The 16,181-nt window shown below is 58.0% G+C and carries 16 protein-coding genes; 6 read left to right on the forward strand and 10 right to left on the reverse strand.

Going from position 1 to position 16,181, the window contains the following annotated elements; translation table 11 throughout:
* From A3H92_04100 to A3H92_04145, 10 genes are all read right to left on the reverse strand, one after another.
* Window positions 1-2,104, reverse strand: a 2,104-nt coding sequence (locus A3H92_04100; GenBank protein OHC76256.1) for a copper-translocating P-type ATPase, incomplete at its 3' end; no start/stop codon positions are given.
* A complete protein-coding gene (locus tag A3H92_04105) occupies window positions 2,101-2,589 on the reverse strand; it encodes a hypothetical protein (GenBank protein OHC76257.1) in 489 nt (162 codons plus the stop codon). The genes A3H92_04100 and A3H92_04105, both read right to left, overlap by 4 nt.
* On the reverse strand, window positions 2,586-4,022 hold the full coding sequence (locus A3H92_04110; GenBank protein OHC76258.1) for a cytochrome c oxidase accessory protein CcoG: 1,437 nt from the start codon (window positions 4,020-4,022) through the stop codon (window positions 2,586-2,588). The genes A3H92_04105 and A3H92_04110 overlap by 4 nt, the downstream gene beginning before the upstream one ends.
* Before the next feature lie 162 nt (window positions 4,023-4,184).
* Entirely contained in the window at window positions 4,185-5,069 is an 885-nt protein-coding gene (locus tag A3H92_04115; GenBank protein OHC76259.1) for a cytochrome-c oxidase, cbb3-type subunit III, read from the reverse strand.
* A 205-nt stretch (window positions 5,070-5,274) separates the two neighbouring features.
* Window positions 5,275-6,336, reverse strand: coding sequence for an Appr-1-p processing protein (locus A3H92_04120; protein OHC76260.1), 1,062 nt, complete (start codon window positions 6,334-6,336; stop codon window positions 5,275-5,277).
* 13 nt (window positions 6,337-6,349) lie between these two features.
* Window positions 6,350-6,997, reverse strand: coding sequence for a hypothetical protein (locus A3H92_04125; protein OHC76261.1), 648 nt, complete (start codon window positions 6,995-6,997; stop codon window positions 6,350-6,352).
* 259 nt (window positions 6,998-7,256) lie between these two features.
* The gene (locus A3H92_04130; protein OHC76262.1) at window positions 7,257-7,979 is read right to left on the reverse strand and encodes a cytochrome-c oxidase, cbb3-type subunit II; all 723 of its coding nucleotides are present in this window, start codon (window positions 7,977-7,979) and stop codon (window positions 7,257-7,259) included.
* On the reverse strand, window positions 7,976-9,460 hold the full coding sequence (locus A3H92_04135; GenBank protein OHC76263.1) for a cytochrome-c oxidase, cbb3-type subunit I: 1,485 nt from the start codon (window positions 9,458-9,460) through the stop codon (window positions 7,976-7,978). The genes A3H92_04130 and A3H92_04135 overlap by 4 nt, the downstream gene beginning before the upstream one ends.
* Before the next feature lie 220 nt (window positions 9,461-9,680).
* Complete coding sequence (locus tag A3H92_04140) at window positions 9,681-10,061, reverse strand: hypothetical protein (GenBank protein OHC76264.1); 381 nt, start codon at window positions 10,059-10,061, stop codon at window positions 9,681-9,683.
* A complete protein-coding gene (locus A3H92_04145) occupies window positions 10,058-10,288 on the reverse strand; it encodes a hypothetical protein (GenBank protein OHC76265.1) in 231 nt (76 codons plus the stop codon). The genes A3H92_04140 and A3H92_04145 overlap by 4 nt, the downstream gene beginning before the upstream one ends.
* 376 nt (window positions 10,289-10,664) lie before the next feature.
* Between A3H92_04145 and A3H92_04150 the strand changes: the two genes are divergently transcribed.
* Genes A3H92_04150 through A3H92_04175 form a run of 6 tightly spaced genes read left to right on the forward strand, consistent with a single transcriptional unit; the run spans window position 10,665 to window position 16,028 of the window.
* Window positions 10,665-12,422, forward strand: a complete 1,758-nt coding sequence (locus A3H92_04150; protein OHC76266.1) for a hypothetical protein — start codon at window positions 10,665-10,667, stop codon at window positions 12,420-12,422.
* A gap of 9 nt (window positions 12,423-12,431) precedes the next feature.
* Window positions 12,432-12,764, forward strand: coding sequence for an anti-anti-sigma factor (locus A3H92_04155; GenBank protein OHC76267.1), 333 nt, complete (start codon window positions 12,432-12,434; stop codon window positions 12,762-12,764).
* A gap of 3 nt (window positions 12,765-12,767) precedes the next feature.
* Window positions 12,768-13,589, forward strand: a complete 822-nt coding sequence (locus A3H92_04160; protein ID OHC76268.1) for an ABC transporter — start codon at window positions 12,768-12,770, stop codon at window positions 13,587-13,589.
* Window positions 13,589-14,425, forward strand: coding sequence for an ABC transporter ATP-binding protein (locus A3H92_04165; protein ID OHC76269.1), 837 nt, complete (start codon window positions 13,589-13,591; stop codon window positions 14,423-14,425). Before A3H92_04160 ends, A3H92_04165 begins: the two co-directional genes overlap by 1 nt.
* Window positions 14,422-15,420 carry a hypothetical protein gene (locus A3H92_04170; GenBank protein OHC76270.1) on the forward strand — a complete coding sequence of 333 codons (999 nt, stop codon included), beginning with the start codon at window positions 14,422-14,424 and terminating at the stop codon, window positions 15,418-15,420. The genes A3H92_04165 and A3H92_04170 overlap by 4 nt, the downstream gene beginning before the upstream one ends.
* Window positions 15,417-16,028 (forward strand): hypothetical protein, encoded by a 612-nt coding sequence (locus A3H92_04175; GenBank protein OHC76271.1) that lies wholly within the window; start codon window positions 15,417-15,419, stop codon window positions 16,026-16,028. The genes A3H92_04170 and A3H92_04175 overlap by 4 nt, the downstream gene beginning before the upstream one ends.
* The last annotated feature ends 153 nt before the right edge of the window (window positions 16,029-16,181 follow it).

Raw genomic sequence — 16,181 nt, forward strand, 5'->3', positions numbered from 1 at the left:
GATCGCCCTGGAATATCGCGTCGGCGGCGGTTCGGCTGATGTCCATGGCCGTTGACGGCGACAGCGAGGCGTAGGCGGAAGCCAGCGCCGGAGCGTCATTAAGGCCGTCGCCGACCATCAGCACGCGCCTTCCTTCGGCGGCCAGTTGATCGAGGCGGCGGCATTTATCTTGGGGGGTCATGCCGGCTTGCCGGTCTGTTATGCCGAGGGCGTCGGCCACCGAGGACAGCGCCGAACGGCGGTCGCCGGAGATCAACGCCACTTGATAGCCCATGTTCTTCAGTTCCGTTATTACTCGGGCGGCGTCGGCGCGCAGGCGATCCTCAAAGGCAAAGCGAACCGGGGCCGCCCCCGGACGGGTCAGCCACAGTTCCGGATCGGCGCTTTCGTCCTCGCCGACCCCGCACCACGAGCGGCTGCCGAGGCGAACTTCGCCCAATTCCAGGCCGCAGCCGGGAACTTCCTTGACGCCGTCGGCCGGCTTGGTCGTCGGCGCGGCGCGGGTCAGGGCGCGGACCAGGGGGTGACGGCTGGCTCCGGCCAGGGAGGCGGCCATGATTAAGGCTTCATCATCGGCGGCATTTTCTTTCTTCAGTTCGAGACGGCCCGTGGTCAGCGTTCCCGTCTTGTCAAAGGCAATGATATCGGTCTCGGCCAGACGCTCCAGCGCCGTCCCCGACTTGATCAGAACGCCACGGCGAAACAGCCTCCCCGAGGCGATGACGTTGACCACAGGCACGACCAGACCCAGCGCGCAAGGGCAGGTGATGATAAGCACGGCGATGGCGTTGACCATAGCCTGGCGCCAATCGGCTCCGCCTATCAGCAGCCAGCCGAGAAAAGTGGTCAGCGCCAGCACATGAACCACCGGCGCGTAATGCCCGGCGATACGGTCGGCGAGGGCGACATAGCGGCTTCGCCCCTGCTCGGCGACTTCCATGATGCGGACGATTTCCGCCAGCAGGGTATCCGTCCCCGCCGCGTCGCTTCGGATGGTCAGCGGGTTGGACAGATTGAGGGAACCGGCGAAGACGCGATCTCCCGGACTCACCTTCGCCGGCATACTCTCGCCGTTGATCAGCGACATGTCGGCTTCGCTGTCGCCGGTGATGACGGTTCCGTCAATGCCGATGCGCTCGCCGGCGGCGACCAGCACCGTCATCCCCTTGACCACTTGCGGCGGCGGCATGATAACGCGCTCGCCCGACGGCTTGATGACGGTGACGGCGACGGCGCCCAGCGCCAGCAGGTGCTCTGCCGCCGAACGCGCCCGTCCGCGAGCGCGATGATCCAGATAGCGGCCCACCAGCAGGAAGAACAGCAGGGAAATGGCGGAATCGAAATAGGCGTGTTCGCCGCCGGTGATGGTTTCGTACAGACTCATGCCGCAGGCCATAATCACCCCGATTGAGATCGGCACATCCATATTGAGGCGTCTCGCCCTCAGCGCCGACAGTGCGGAGCGGAAGAAGGGCGTCCCGGCATAAGCGACGGCCGGCAAAGCGATCAACGCCGACAGCCAATGCAACAGTCCCCTGGTTGCCGGTCCCATGCCTTCGGCGTGACCGGCCCATACCGAAATCGACAGCAGCATGACATTGCCGGCGGCAAACCCGGCCACCGCCAGGGCGCGCAGCAGTTCCCTTTCCCGTCGCTTGTCTTCGCTGTCCAGCAGCGCCGGATCGTAGGGAACCAGCCGATAGCCGAGGGTGGTTACGGCATTGATCAGCGCTCCGGCGTCAGCCTCGCCGTCCCGCCACTCAAGGACAAGCCTGCGGGTGCTCATGTTGAGGCGCGCCGACAGTACGCCGGGTCGGCGCGTCAGAACCGACTCGATCAGCCATACGCAGGCGGCGCACTGCATGCCCTCGACCATCAGGTGGAGTCGGTTTTTGCCTCCGGCCCCCTTTATCACATGGCTTGAGTAATCAATGGCGGCGGTATCTTCGTGTTGCAAAGGGCGGATGGCGGAATAAAAACCACGGCGTTGGTAGTAGTTTTCAAGCCCCATTCCCTTGATCAATCCGTAAGCGGCCTTGCAGCTGTTACAGCAAAAACCGGAGGATTCTTGAATCTCCAAGCCGCAATGCAGACAGTTATTCACGGAACCATAATTTCCTGTTTCATCTGAAAACTGTCCTGTCCGCGCCAGAGGTGGACGCGGACGATCCAGCGTCCCGGCAGGGGCGGACTCACAGCGGCGGCGTAGTCGCCGTTGCCGAGGTTCTCAAGATCGACGGACATGTCGGAGCCTTGGGAGGTAGGACGGATCAAAAACGCCTTTACCGTCAGGTCATAAAGCGCCTGACCGTCGCGGTCCTTGGCCGAGACGGCGATTTTGCCCCGTCGCGTCGCGTCGCGTTCGGGGCGAAAGGCGAAGGCGACGCTCCAACCCAACCCGGCTTGCGCTCCGGCTCCCGCCAAGGCCTTATTATAGTCGATGCCCTTCTCGAAGGCGCGTTCCGTATCAAGGCCGGAAAATGTACTGACGGCCAGGAAAAGCAGCAGCATATTGACCGCCACGACAAACCCCATGAAGCCGACGAATATCCACGGATACCACCATCCTTTTTCGCGTATTTCGGTCATCCTCCCGGCCCTCTGACTTTGGCGTTATGTTCAAAAACTTCACCGGTTTTCTTGTCCTTGAGCAGGAAGGTGACGGCGGTGGCCTTGCCGGATAAATTTTTCCGAACAGCCCTGATGAAAACCCGAAAGGCGCCGACTTTATCGGGGCCGACCGCAAGATTGACGGTGTCCGCTTCGTCAACCTCATTGCCGATGACGTGCAGGGCGGCGTCCTTTATTCCCCGCGTGCTCAAGGTGAAGTTTCTTGACTCGTTTTCCATGTTGAGAATCTTGAAAGTATATCCGTTGCGTATGCTGCCGTCCGACAGGCTGACGAACAGCGGCGACCTGTCCGCCTGCACATTGATCGCCAGATTCTTGCGTGAGATAAAGTCATAAGACATGTATCCGGCGATGAGAACGAGGATAATTGCATAGGCGGCGGTGCGCGGGCGCAGCAGGCGGCTTTTCTTCAATTGACCCTTGGCCCGCGCCACCTGTGTTGTTTCGCAATCGTAGGTGATCAGGCCGGGCGGCAGTCCGAACTTGTTCATGACGCCGTTGCAGGCGTCGATGCACAGAGCGCAGCCGATACATTCCACCTGCTGGCCGTTGCGGATATCAATGCCGGTGGGGCAGACGAGGACGCATTTTGAGCAATTGATACAATGTCCGCGTCCGTCAAATGAAGAGCCGACCTTGGCGACGCCGCGAGGTTCGCCTCGCCATTCCTCGTAGGTGACGAGCAGCGAATCTTCATCAAACATCGCGCCCTGGAAGCGCAGCCATGGGCACATGTAAATACAAAAATGCTCACGCAGCATTCCGGCAAAGACATAGGTGGTTACCGTCAGCAGGATGACGATGGCGCTGACCCAGGGACCGCCGTGGCCGGTCAGGATGTCGATAGTCGCCGTCGGCGCGTCGTTGAAATACAACAAAAAGGTAAGGCCGGAGAGAACCGAGATAACCAGCCAGACGGCGTGTTTGAGGATTCTTTTGGCGGCTTTGTTCAGCGACATAGGCGCTTTGTCGAGCTTCATGCGCTTGTTGCGGTCGCCGTCGATGATGCGCCCCGCCAACATGAAGAGGTCGGTCCACACCGTTTGCGGACAGGTAAAGCCGCACCACACCCGCCCCCACAACGCCGTCGCCAGGAACAGCGTCACCGCTCCGAAGATAAGGAGTCCGGCGAGGTAGTAGACTTCCTGCGGCCATATATCGAACATGAAGAAGTAGGCGCGTCGTCCGTCGATATCCATCAGGACCGCCTGAGTCGGCGCACCCGGTCCACGCTCCCAGCGCAGCCACGGTGTCAAAAAATAGATGCCGAGCAACAGCCGGCTGATCCTCCATTTGAGGGTGCGGAAAGTTCCTTTGACGCTTTGCGGATAGATTTTTTCATGCGGGGCGTAAAGCGGCGCGTCCCGGTCGGAAGTAAATGCAACGGTCATTGATGTTGACCGTTGTCATTACACATACGCAGAATCGTCATGGCCGGACTTGATCCGGCCATTCACGTCTTTCTTTTTGCCGTTTTCGTGTCAGGAAGACGTGGATGCACGGGTCAAGCCCGTGCATGACAGAATTTGTAACACACTGATTCAATGGGCTTCCTATTTTCCGCCGCCCAGGGAATGAACATAGATGGCGACCTGCTTGATGGACGCTTCGTCCAGACGGCCTTCCCAGGTCGGCATGACGCCGTGTTTGGGAGATGTGACCTGCCTGATAACGGCATCCCTGCCCGCGCCGTGCAGCCATATGCCGTCGGTCAGGTTGGGAGCGCCGGCTTCCTGAAGTCCCTTGCCGTCTTCGCCGTGGCAGGCTGAACAGTTGCTCTCGAAGGCTTCCTTGCCCTCGCCATTGTCTTTCCCGCCCTTGGCGAGAGACATGACATAGTCGGCGACAGCCTCGATATCTTTCTGTTTGAGGCCGTCATCGTCATCCTTGCCGTCGTGTTCGGCGACGGCGATGAAGGCGGGCATTTCGCTGCTTCTGGCGTCGGCGTGAGCGGAGCGGATGCCGAAGGTGATGGTGGTCTTGATGTCGTCCAGGGCGCCGCCCCACAACCAGTCGTCATCGGCCAGCACCGGAAAGCCCGGCCTGCCGGAGCCGTTGGCGCCGTGGCACGGCGCGCAGTTGTCGGCGAAGATCATCCGTCCGCCGGCCATGGCGTAGTTGAGCAATTCCTGATCCTTGACGATGTCATTGATCGGCGTCGTCTTGAACCTGTCAAGCCAGACCGAGCGACTCTGCTTGGCCGCCGACAATTCCTCGGTCAGCGCGCCCCGCGCCGAGTAGCCGAGAATCCCTTTGGTGTAGCTGCTGAAGCCGGGCCAGGCCGGATACAACACCCAATATCCGATCGACCACAGGATGCAGGCATAAAAGGTGCGCCGCCACCATCCGGGGATGGGCGTATTCAGTTCCCTGATGCCGTCCCATTCGTGGCCGGTGGTGGCCTTTCCCGTCAAGGCGTCCTTTTCAGTTTCCGCCATGACCGGCGCCTCCGTTCAAATGGTCTCTGAACGGGATCATTCCCGCGTCCTCAAAGCGCCCCTTGTTCTTCGGACGCAAGGCCCAGAAGATAATTCCGAAAAAGACGGCCATCATCCAGAATACCCACGCCGTTCCGATGAATTGATATACGGATTCCATGTTCCTAACGCTTCGCCTGTTCGGGATCGAAAGTGGTGTCGATTGTCATGCGTGGCCCGCAGCGATATCGGAGGTGATCCAGCCCTTCTTGGCCAGCACCAGCACCGCTAATTCGATCTGGCGCGGATTGAATTGGCGCTTGCGTTCGTTCCAGGCATAGGTTTTGGCGATCACGTCCTTGACGGATATGGCGCCACCATGGGCGGCGACCCAATGAACGGTTGAGAGAAGCTCCAAACCGAAAGGCGTCTCGAACCCTTCGACGAGGTCGGCAACACGGTTGAATCGAGCGCGAGTCTCGACGTTGCCATGAAGGAATGCGTCTGCATCCGGCACAGCGCCTGGCACCAGTTCAAGCTGCTTGTCCGGCGCATCGCCGCCATCGGCGTAGCCTGAGATGAGGTGCCCTTCGATCTTCTTCAGCACTTGGCGAAGGTTCTCAGCATAGGGGCCATAAGGTGCTTGCACATACTTCAACCTCAGCAGTTGCCCGGCTTCCTGCATGAAATACATTAACTTATGGACTTCCAGCAGAGTGACAAAAGGGTCAAGAAGCCCTCTCAGATAGCGGTCAATCAGGACTACCAGCGCCGCCCGACCGGGTGTCATCGTTGGCGCCTCGTGTGACACGGCCATGGTTTTTGCATCCGGCGCACCGCCCGGTTCATAGACGACAATATTGAGGTCATTGACGCCCCGCAGCGCCTGTTCGATGCGCGAACGTACATCAGACCAGTTGAGTCCACCAAGGCCGCTACCCAACGGCGGGATGGCGATAGAGCGGATACCACGCGCACGGATCTCACCGGCCAACGCCGTCAGACCGGAGTCAATGTCCCCCATCCGGCTTTTGCCGCGCCAGTGACGCTTGGTAGGAAAATTGATAATATAGCGCGGATTTGTCAAGCTATGCGTGTCGAAGACAAACATCCGACCGGGCTGCACCTCGCCCTTCCGGCAGGCAAGCTCATAGGCCTTGAAATTCTCCGGGAAGGCGTTTTTGAATTGAAGTGCTATGCCACGGCCCATGATGCCAGCACAGTTGACTGTATTGACCAAGGCTTCGGTGTCGGCAGCAAGAATATCGCCTTTTGTGTATTTCACCATGCTGACACCTCTATCAATAATACCATTCGGGACGAATCTCGACGGCTGGCCGATGGGGTACGTCTCGCAGCACAGTCGCCACCTTTTGCGCCACTGCTTGCGAATGAACGCCGATGCGGCTCACCAGTTGCCATGAAAAGGAACCGTACACCAGAAATTCAGCCTGTTTCCCTTCCTTGATGTCCGCCTTGCGGAAATCCGTAGCCGCAATAGCAGGCCAGTTCACTTCACCCAGACACGCCAGATCGCAGCGGAACTGGGTATAATTGGCTCCGGCATTGGACAACGAGAACGCCCATCGCTTGTTTTCACCCTTTAACCACGCAACTACGCTGTGCAGATCGGCCTCCATGTGAATGATCGGCTCCTGCCCATCCCGATAGCTTAATTCAGAATGGTTTCCTCTGTATATCAGGTAGAGCATGACGGAGCGACCACAAAAGTAGAACGGGACATACTCTCCGACATAGGTATCTTTATGGCAATCGACCGGCAAAGTGAGGCGCCGCTGTTTGATATTGAGCATACCGATAGAGGTCCCCAGTTCGGTGCGCCGGGTCATCTCCGCGTCGGACCACAAGAATCCGTCGCCAATGATCGAAGCGAGCCTATCCATATGAACGATGTGGTAAATCTTCGGTTGATCGGGTGGCGTCGGCATGATCAGGCGGGTGCGGTATTCGTGAGCAGGTCGATTTCGCTTTCAAGGCGGGAAATAGTCTTTCCCGTCAAGGCGTCCTTTTCAGTTTCCGCCATGACCGGCGCCTCCGTTCAAATGGTCTCTGAACGGGATCATCCCCGCGTCCTCGAAGCGCTTCCTGTTCTTAGGGCGCAAGGCCCAGAAGACAATTCCGAAGAAGACGGCCATCATCCAGAATACCCACGCCGTTCCGATGAATTGATATACGGATTCCATGTTCCTAACGCTTCGCCTGTTCGGGATCGAAAGTGGTGAAATCAATCAGGACGCCCCGCATTTGCAGGTAGGCGATGACGGCGTCCAACTCGGTCAGCCGCGTCGGATCGCCGTCGAAGTCGCCGATGGGCGCCTTGGGATAACGCGCCATAAGCTCTTTTGCGCCGTCCTCGTCGCCGCCGGCCTGGGCTTTCAGGTCATGGGCGGCCTCGTCGATCTGTTGGTCCGTATAGGGGACGCCGACGGCGCGCAATGTCTTCAGGTGCTCGGCGACATCGTTAAAGGCAAGCTCCTTCCTCGCCAGGAAGGCATAGGGCGGCATGACGGATTCCGGAACAACGTTGCGCGGGTTGATCAGGTGGGCGGCATGCCAATCATTAGAGTACTTGCCGCCGATCCGCGCCAGATCCGGCCCGGTGCGTTTTGATCCCCACTGGAAGGGGTGGTCGTACATGCTTTCGGCGGCCAGACTGTAATGTCCATAGCGTTCCGCTTCGTCGCGGAAGGGGCGGATCATCTGGCTATGGCACAGATAGCAGCCCTCGCGGATATAGATATTGGCGCCGGCCAGCTCCAGCGGCGCGTAGGGGCGCATGCCGTCCACTTTTTCAATGGTGTTTTCGATGGTGTAGAGCGGCACGATCTGCACCAGTCCGCCGATCGACACCGTGACCAGAATGCAAATAGCCAGAAGGATGACGTTCTTTTCCAGCAGTTCGTGTTTCATGCGGCGCCGCCTTGCTGATGAACGGCGTGGGGCGCCGCCTCATAGGCGACCTCATCGCGGATGTCGCCGCGAATCGTCCGCCACAGGTTATAGGCCATGATAAAGCCGCCGATGACGAACAGGAATCCGCCGGCAGCCCGGATCACATAGTAAGGGTGCATCGCCGAAACGGACTCGATGAACGAATACTGGAGAAAGCCCAGTTCGTCATAGGCCCGCCACATCAGTCCCTGCATGATGCCGGAAATCCACATGGAAGTGATGTAGAGCACTATTCCCAGGGTGGCGATCCAAAAATGAAGCGTCACCAGCCTGATCGAATACAGGCGCTCGCGCTTCCATAATTTCGGGACCATGTAGTACAGCGCCCCGAAGCTGATAAAGGCGTTCCAGCCCAGCGCCCCGGCGTGGACGTGGCCTACCGTCCAGTCGGTATAATGGCTGAGGCTGTTGACCGCCTTGATCGCCATCATCGGCCCCTCGAAGGTGCTCATGCCGTAGAAGGCGACCGAGGTCACCAGGAAGCGCAGCACCGGGTCGGTGCGCAGCTTGTCCCAGGCCCCCGACAGCGTCATGAAGCCGTTGATCATGCCGCCCCACGACGGCATCCACAGCATGATCGAGAAGGTCATGCCCAGCGTCTGCGTCCAATCAGGCAACGCCGTGTAATGGAGATGATGGGGACCGGCCCATATATAAAGGAAAATTACCGCCCAGAAGTGGATGATGGAGAGCCGGTATGAGTAGACCGGACGCTCCGCCTGTTTGGGGATGAAATAGTACATCATGCCCAGGAAGCCGGCGGTGAGGAAAAAGCCGACGGCGTTGTGTCCGTACCACCACTGGATCATGGCGTCGCGCACCCCGGCGGACACTATGTAGCTCTTGGTCCCGGTCCATGACACTGGTGCCGCAAGGTTGTTGACGATATGCAGCATGGCGATAGTGATGATGAAGGCCAGATAGAACCAGTTGGCCACATAGATATGGGGTTCCCTGCGCCTGACGATGGTGCCGACGAAGACGACCAGGTACAGCACCCAGATGATCGTCAGCCACAGGTCAACATACCACTCCGGCTCGGCGTATTCTTTGCTTTGGGTGATGCCCAGCACATACCCGGAGGCGGCGAGCACGATGAAAATCTGGTAGCCCCAGAAGATAAAGTCGGCGACGCCCGGCCCGCCGAAAAGCGTCGTCCGGCTGGTTCGCTGCACCACATACAGCGAGGTGCCGAGCAGGACATTGCCGCCGAAGGCGAAGATAACCGCCGATGTATGCACCGGGCGCAGACGCCCGAACGTGGTCCATTCCAGGTCCAGGTTCAGCGCCGGGAAGGCCAGTTGCAAGGCGATGAAATCCCCGGCCATGAAACCGACCAGCGCCCAGCAAACAGCGGCAATAACGAACTTTTTAATGACTTCTTCGTTGTAGGCGATGGCGCTATGATCGCCGCCGGAGACCGTGGATTCTTTGTTCATTCAACAGCTAACCATTACACTGTGGCTATATCAAGCCTAAGATTAATTAACGCCATTGGGAAAAGCATTTTGAATTTGGTGATGCATCAGGTTGAATTTATGCGGTCCTATCGCGAGACATACATGTCGGGCAATAACATTCGGCCCTGCCTTTGTGATGGACTCACCAGTGCATAACGTGCGGACTATGCGTTATTGCGATGAATTTGCGGTTTGCAGATCACCATGATTCCTTGGGGCGCAAAGGAAGCACACGCAAGCGCGTGCGGTTCGGATCAACGGTGAGCAACGCGCCTTCTTCCAGCTCAGATGCCATCTGCCGCAGGGCGACAACGACCTGCTTCCCGATCATGTCCGGGTTGACATCGTCGGCGCGGACTTGCACGACGCCGGGCTTCTCGCCGTGGCTCGCGGCGAGGATCGCGCCGAAGTCCAGATCGTGAGTGAACACCACATAGCCGTTCGCGCCGGCGTAGGTCATGATTTCCGAGTCCGGCGCATTCTTCGCCCCAAGCCTTGACCGGTGCGCGGTCTCAATGCCGGAGTCGGCCGGCAATTCGACCCGGCGCGGCGAAAGGTTCATATCAACGAGCAACTTCACGCAATGTCCAGCATGACCTCGCGTTCTTCCGCTCGCCATGCGGCGTAGCGAAGCGCCTGCATGATATCTTCACGCTCAAGGTAGGGGTAGTCGGTAAGGATTTCATCGACACTGTGCTCCGCGCCGATTTGTCCCACGACCATGCCGACCGTAACGCGCATTCCACGGATGCACGCCTTTCCGCCCATCACATCGGGCTGTTGGGTAATGCGATTTAATTGTCCCATGCTCTGCTCCTTATCGAGACTCGTTTTCGTGGTAGTGACTCGAGAATATTATTTCAAGAACTATTTGTGACAGGACTTTCCCCAAAAATTTCAACAAAAGCCGAGGGCAAGCCGTGGCAGAGCGGCGGGGCTTGGTTTTGAACGTCTTGGACTTCCGCCGCAGACTTCGCGGGGGCCGTCGGCCAAGGCGACAATATGCCCCAAAACGGATGCGTTAAGCAACTAAGGGAAATTCAAAGCTGTTTTTTCAATCCCGTCCGTTAACCTTCGACTAGACATAAGCGACGAAGTAAACAAGTCCGCGTCTGGAATTAAGTATGGTATCGAAAATTTCCTTTGGTTGCCCAAGGCGTCCTTTTCATAGCATATTGTCGCCATGGATACGCAGACAACCGGGGAATCTCCCGTGGTCGGGGACGGGGAGCATATTGCCGACCATTTTGAGCTGCTGGCTCTTATGGGGCAGAATTTTGCCGCCTCCCTCGATATCGAGGACACGCTTAAAAAGGCTCTGGCGCATATCACCCGGCATCTGAACGCCGTCGGCGGCGCCTTGTTTTTGCTTGATGAAACCGGCGCCGTCCTGCGCTGCCACGCCTGTTCCGGCGCAACCGAGATAACCGGCCTGACCCTTAACAGCGGCGAGGGCATCGTCGGGCGCTGTGTGCAGAACAACGTCGCCGAGATCGTCCGCGATGTTTCCCAAGACCCCAACTTCGACAAGTCGGTTGATGAGAAGACGGGCTTTACCACCCGCTCCATCCTGTGCGCGCCGATGCGCGTTCAGAACCAGCGTATCGGCGCCATCGAACTGGTCAACAAGGTGGACGGCGACGGCCTGTTCAGCGATGCCGATCTGCATCTTCTCCACGCCTTGAGTTCATCGGCGGCCCTGGCCGTTCTCAACGCCCGCATGGCCAAGGCCCTGGTCGAACAGGAAAGGATGAAACGCGAACTGGAACTGGCGGCGGAAATCCAGCGCAGCCTTCTGCCCGAGAACCGCGACGAGACTTTTCCCGTGCATGGCGTCAACCGCCCGGCGCGCATGGTTTCCGGCGATTTCTATGACTTTTTTCCGCTGGAAGACGGACGCATCTGCTTCAATCTTGCCGACGTTTCCGGAAAAGGCATGAACGCCGCCCTTATGATGGCGAAGACGGCCAGCCTGTTCCGTTGCCTGGGCAAGACCATTCACGAGCCGGGACGGCTGCTCGCCAAGATCAACGCCGAAATCTGCGAGACCGCCACTCGCGGCATGTTCGTGACCATGGTCGGCGGCGTTTTCGATCCCAAGACCGGCATTGTCCGCCTCGCCAACGCCGGTCACGAGCCGCCGCTTTATCACGACCGCGACGGCAATTTCACGGCGTTGCCGGCGGAGGCGCCGCCGCTTGGAATTTTGCTCCCGCCGGCGGGGGAAGACGGGTTTCCTGAGGTGGAACTGAACCTTGACGGCGGCGCTCTCTATGTGTTCACCGACGGAGTGACCGAGGGCTATCTTGAGGATGGAAGCGAGTTTCAGGTCGACGGCCTGAAAAAATTCATTGCCGATAACGGCATGCTTACGGCGCCTGAACGCCTGGAAGCGATCGTCTCCCGCATTGACTGCGGCGGACGCGCGTTGCGCGACGACCTGACGCTTCTGGTCATTGAGGATAATCCTCAACATGGTTTTTCCGAGATGCACGCCGGCGTCGAGATAATCCCCTCGGAAAACTATGACGGCGAACGCCTGCTTAAACTCAAATTCCCCTCCAACCCCAATCGCCTGAAGCTGGTTCGTTCTTTGGTCCTGGCGGCGGCTGAATTGTACGGCTATGACTCAAAAACGGCCAAGGATATTGTTCTCGCCGTCGATGAAGCCTGTCAAAATGTCATTCGCCATGCCTATAAAGGGCGGACGGACGGAGATATCATCCTGCAAATTCGCCGTAGCGGAAATGAAATAACTATTTTGCTCAGGGATTTCGCCGATGTAATTGATGTTTCCAGGGTCAAGCCGCGAAAATTGAGCGACGTGCGTCCGGGAGGCCTCGGCACCCATCTCATCCGCGAGATCATGGATGAAGTAGTTTTCTTGCCGCCGCCGGTTGATGGCGGTAACCTTTTGAAGATGGTAAAACGATTAACGTGAGTATCCGCAATGAAACATGAAATCAGGGAAGAAAACAACACAACCATCGTTTGCCTCAAGGGCGATGTTGATCTGGAAAGTTCGCCGGCGGCGCGCAAGATACTTATGGAGTGCGTGAAAAAAGGCCATCCGATCCTGGTTGATCTGTCGGAAGTCGGCTATATCGACAGTTCCGGCGTTGCGTCATTGGTCGAGGCGCTGCAAAGCACGCGCAAGAAAGGCCTCGATTTCGCCCTTGCCCATGTAAGCGAAGGAGCATTGCGCGTTCTTCATCTGGCGCGTCTGGACAAGATATTCACCATCCACAAAACCATCAAAGACGGTCTGGCGGCAAACTCCTGACGAATGTCCATAACTCTCAGCAAAGCCTGGAATTTTACGGCCCGCTTCATCGAGAAATTGGGGCGGACTACCGTTGCCGCCATTGAGGAGCTTGGGACCTACGGGGCGCTGTTCGGCGAAAGCGTATACTGGCTGTTCATGGGGCCGCGCATGCGTCAGCCGGTGCGCGTCAACGCGATATTCGCCCAGATGATGGAGATCGGCATTTTCGCCATTCCTATTATCGCTCTGATGGGAAGCACCATCGGCGTTATGCTGGCCATCCAGGGTATTTACTCGCTGCGGATTTTCGGCGCGGAATCGCGGGTGGTTTTCGGCATCGCTCTTTCGGTCACGCGGGAGTTCGCGCCCCTGATCACCGGCATCCTGGTCGCCGGTCGTTCCGGTTCGGCGCTGGCCGCCAAGCTCGGCACCATGACCATCAACCAGGAGATTGACGCCCTTAACGTCATGGGGATCAACCCGGTGCGTTATCTGGTGGTTCCGGCGCTGCTGGCCATGGTGATCATGGTTCCTTCCCTTACCCTGTTTAACAACTTTATCGGCCTGTACGCGGCGGGGCTGTATGTGAACATTGATCTGGGCATCAGCATGGCCGCCTATGTGGATCAGACCATCGATATTCTGTCGATTGACGATCTGATCCACGGCTTGGGCAAAAGCGTTATCTTTGCCGTCCTTATCGCCGTTATCGGCATCACCAACGGCGCCCTGGTCAAAGGCGGCGCCGAGGGCGTGGGCAAGGTGACGACGCGGGCCGTGGTGCAGGCGATTATCGCTATCGTGATCACCGACATGATATTCGCCTTCGTGGCGATTCAGTAATGGGCGCGTCTGCGGAAAACGCCCGGCGCACTCCGGTGATCCAGGTCAGGAATCTGGTCGCCCATTGGGGGACGCGCCGAATTCTGAACGGCATCAACCTGGACATCCATGAGGGCGAGATCATGGTTATCATGGGGGGCAGCGGTTCGGGCAAGAGCACCTTCCTGCGCCACCTGATGGCGCTGGAGAAGCCCACTTCCGGCTCCATTCATCTGCTGGGCGTCGATGTCGGCTCGCTCAGCGTTGCGGAGATGTTTGAACTGCGCAAGAAGATCGGCGTCGCTTTTCAGGGCGGCGCCTTGTTCAGTTCGATGACGGTGGGCGAGAATATAATGCTGCCGCTGCGCGAACACACCGAACTGAACCGGATGACCATGGAAATCATGGCGCGGATGAAGCTGGAAGTGGTGGACCTGGCCGGCTTCGAGAATTTGATGCCGTCGGAGCTGTCGGGCGGCATGATAAAACGCGCCGCCTTCGCCCGCGCCATCATCATGGACCCCAAGGTGCTGTTCTGTGACGAGCCGTCGGCCGGCCTCGATCCGGTGGTGGCTTCGGCGCTGGACGATCTGATTTTGCGTATGCGCGACGCCATGGGCATGAGCATCGTGGTGGTCACTCACGAGCTGGAAAGCGCTTTCAAGATTGCTGATCGCATAACTGTTCTGGATAAAGGCGATATTCTCTTTGTCGGCGCCGTCGCCGAGTTGAAGGCAAGCAAAAATGAACGCATACAGAATTTGCTGAGTCGCAGCACCGAAGAAGAAATACTTGATCCCGACGAATATTTGAGAAGACTTACCGGCGAAAAAGAGGGCAGGGGGGCCGCTCCATGAAGAATGATAAAATCAACTATCTGGTCGTCGGCTGTTTTGTCCTGATCATGCTGGTGGGGCTGGTGTATTCCATCGCCATGCTGTCGGGCAGGACCATCGCCACCGACGCCTACTATGTGATCTACAAGAACGTCACCGGCGTCAAGTTCGGCACCCAGGTATTATACGAAGGCTTTCCTATAGGTCAGGTGGAGGAGGTTACTCCCGTCGTCGAGGATGGCGGCATGCGCTTTCGCGTTGACTTTAACGTCAAGAAGGGCTGGCGCATCCCCGATGACAGCATCTCCGAAATCGCCGCTCCCGGCCTGCTTTCCGCCATCACGTTGAGCATCCATGCCGGAGTCAGCAAGCAAGCCCTGAAACCGGGCGACATCATCGCCGGCAGGGAAGCGGCAAATCTGTTCGCCGTCATGTCCTCCGTCGCCGGCCAGATCACCGAGTTGGCCGAAAACAGTCTCAGGCCGCTGCTTGAAAGCGTCAGAAAGACCACCGAGTCTTTCGGCGGCCTGATGGAAGGAAACGCCGAGGTGTTGTTGAAGGAACTCAGTTCTCTGGCCCGGGAAATGTCGCAACGGCTGCCGAAGATCGCCGCCGATATCGAGAGTTTCTCCGGCAAGATGAACAGCAGCAGCGACGAGTTGAGCGCCTTCCTGTCAACGGATAACCGGGTGAAGATGGAAGCCTTGCTGACCAACATGAACGCCGCCTCTGAAAACTTCGCCAGGCTTTCCGGCGATCTCGGCAAAACGCGGGGCGCGGTGGACGATCTGCTTCTGTCCATAAATTCCACGGTCGTCGAAAACAAGTCGGATATCAAAAAATCGCTTACCGATTTACGTCATGTAGTGGACTCGGTGGCCCGTCATATCGACTCGGTGAACCAGAATATGGAAGGCGCCGCCAGAAACATGTATGAATTCAGTCGGCAAATACGGCAAAATCCCGGTCTGCTGCTGGGCGGCGTCCCGCCCAAGGACGAGGCGACCGTTAAATGATTTCGCAAGGGAAAAACGGATTGAAGAATTTGATTTTAGCCGTCGTCCTTCTTGTCGCGGCGGCGGCGTGCGCCCAACCCGAGGTGCCGACGGACTATTTCTATCGTCTGCGGGCTTCCATGCCCGAGGCTCCTTTCAGCGCGCCCTTGCTGCAAGGAACGGTGGAGGTGGAGCTTTCCGCCGACGGCCTGGTCGATGGGCGCAACGTCATTCACAGCGAAGCGTCAAAGCCCAACGAGTTGAAGGAATACCATTATCACTTCTGGGCCGAGCCGCCTAAGATCATGGTGCGCGATCAGTTAATCGCTTACCTGCGCGCCGCCAATGTCGCTCCCAAGGTGGTTACTCATGAAATACGCGCTGATCCCAAATATGTGATCACCGGCAAGATCAAGCGCCTGGAAAAGATAGTCGGCGACAAGCCCAGGGCCATGGTCGAGCTTGAAATGGCGCTGACGGAAACCGCTTCCGGCAAACTGCTGATTCTCGAAACTTACGGCATCGGCGCCGACGCCGATTCAAACACCGTGGCCGCCGCCGTCGCCGCCATCGACAAGGCTCTGAGTCAAATCTTCGCCAGATTCGTCGCCGACATCGCCAAGCTGTAATACCAGCGGCAATAATTATTGACCCATAGCGGCCTCGGCACTTTCCCCTCCTTACCAAGTCCCCTGTTAAAAACTCCGAACGCCCTTGATTTGCCGGGCGGTTTTAGCGATTTGACGTAGTCGGATTTGCAAGAAATCGTATTTTTTCGGCTG

Source organism: Rhodospirillales bacterium RIFCSPLOWO2_02_FULL_58_16 (assembly GCA_001830425.1).
Taxonomy (GTDB): Bacteria; Pseudomonadota; Alphaproteobacteria; order Rhodospirillales; family 2-02-FULL-58-16; genus 2-02-FULL-58-16.

Bases quoted from the DNA above. Each gene is read 5' to 3' on its own strand.
- A3H92_04110 (OHC76258.1), bottom strand. From the start codon at position 4,022: ATGACCGTTGCATTTACTTCCGACCGGGACGCGCCGCTTTACGCCCCG.
- A3H92_04125 (OHC76261.1), bottom strand. From the start codon at position 6,997: ATGCCGACGCCACCCGATCAACCGAAGATTTACCACATCGTTCATATG.
- A3H92_04115 (OHC76259.1), bottom strand. From the start codon at position 5,069: ATGGCGGAAACTGAAAAGGACGCCTTGACGGGAAAGGCCACCACCGGC.
- A3H92_04155 (OHC76267.1), top strand. From the start codon at position 12,432: ATGAAACATGAAATCAGGGAAGAAAACAACACAACCATCGTTTGCCTC.
- A3H92_04170 (OHC76270.1), top strand. From the start codon at position 14,422: ATGAAGAATGATAAAATCAACTATCTGGTCGTCGGCTGTTTTGTCCTG.
- A3H92_04150 (OHC76266.1), top strand. From the start codon at position 10,665: ATGGATACGCAGACAACCGGGGAATCTCCCGTGGTCGGGGACGGGGAG.
- A3H92_04135 (OHC76263.1), bottom strand. From the start codon at position 9,460: ATGAACAAAGAATCCACGGTCTCCGGCGGCGATCATAGCGCCATCGCC.
- A3H92_04120 (OHC76260.1), bottom strand. From the start codon at position 6,336: ATGGTGAAATACACAAAAGGCGATATTCTTGCTGCCGACACCGAAGCC.
- A3H92_04160 (OHC76268.1), top strand. From the start codon at position 12,768: ATGTCCATAACTCTCAGCAAAGCCTGGAATTTTACGGCCCGCTTCATC.
- A3H92_04145 (OHC76265.1), bottom strand. From the start codon at position 10,288: ATGGGACAATTAAATCGCATTACCCAACAGCCCGATGTGATGGGCGGA.
- A3H92_04175 (OHC76271.1), top strand. From the start codon at position 15,417: ATGATTTCGCAAGGGAAAAACGGATTGAAGAATTTGATTTTAGCCGTC.
- A3H92_04165 (OHC76269.1), top strand. From the start codon at position 13,589: ATGGGCGCGTCTGCGGAAAACGCCCGGCGCACTCCGGTGATCCAGGTC.
- A3H92_04130 (OHC76262.1), bottom strand. From the start codon at position 7,979: ATGAAACACGAACTGCTGGAAAAGAACGTCATCCTTCTGGCTATTTGC.
- A3H92_04105 (OHC76257.1), bottom strand. From the start codon at position 2,589: ATGACCGAAATACGCGAAAAAGGATGGTGGTATCCGTGGATATTCGTC.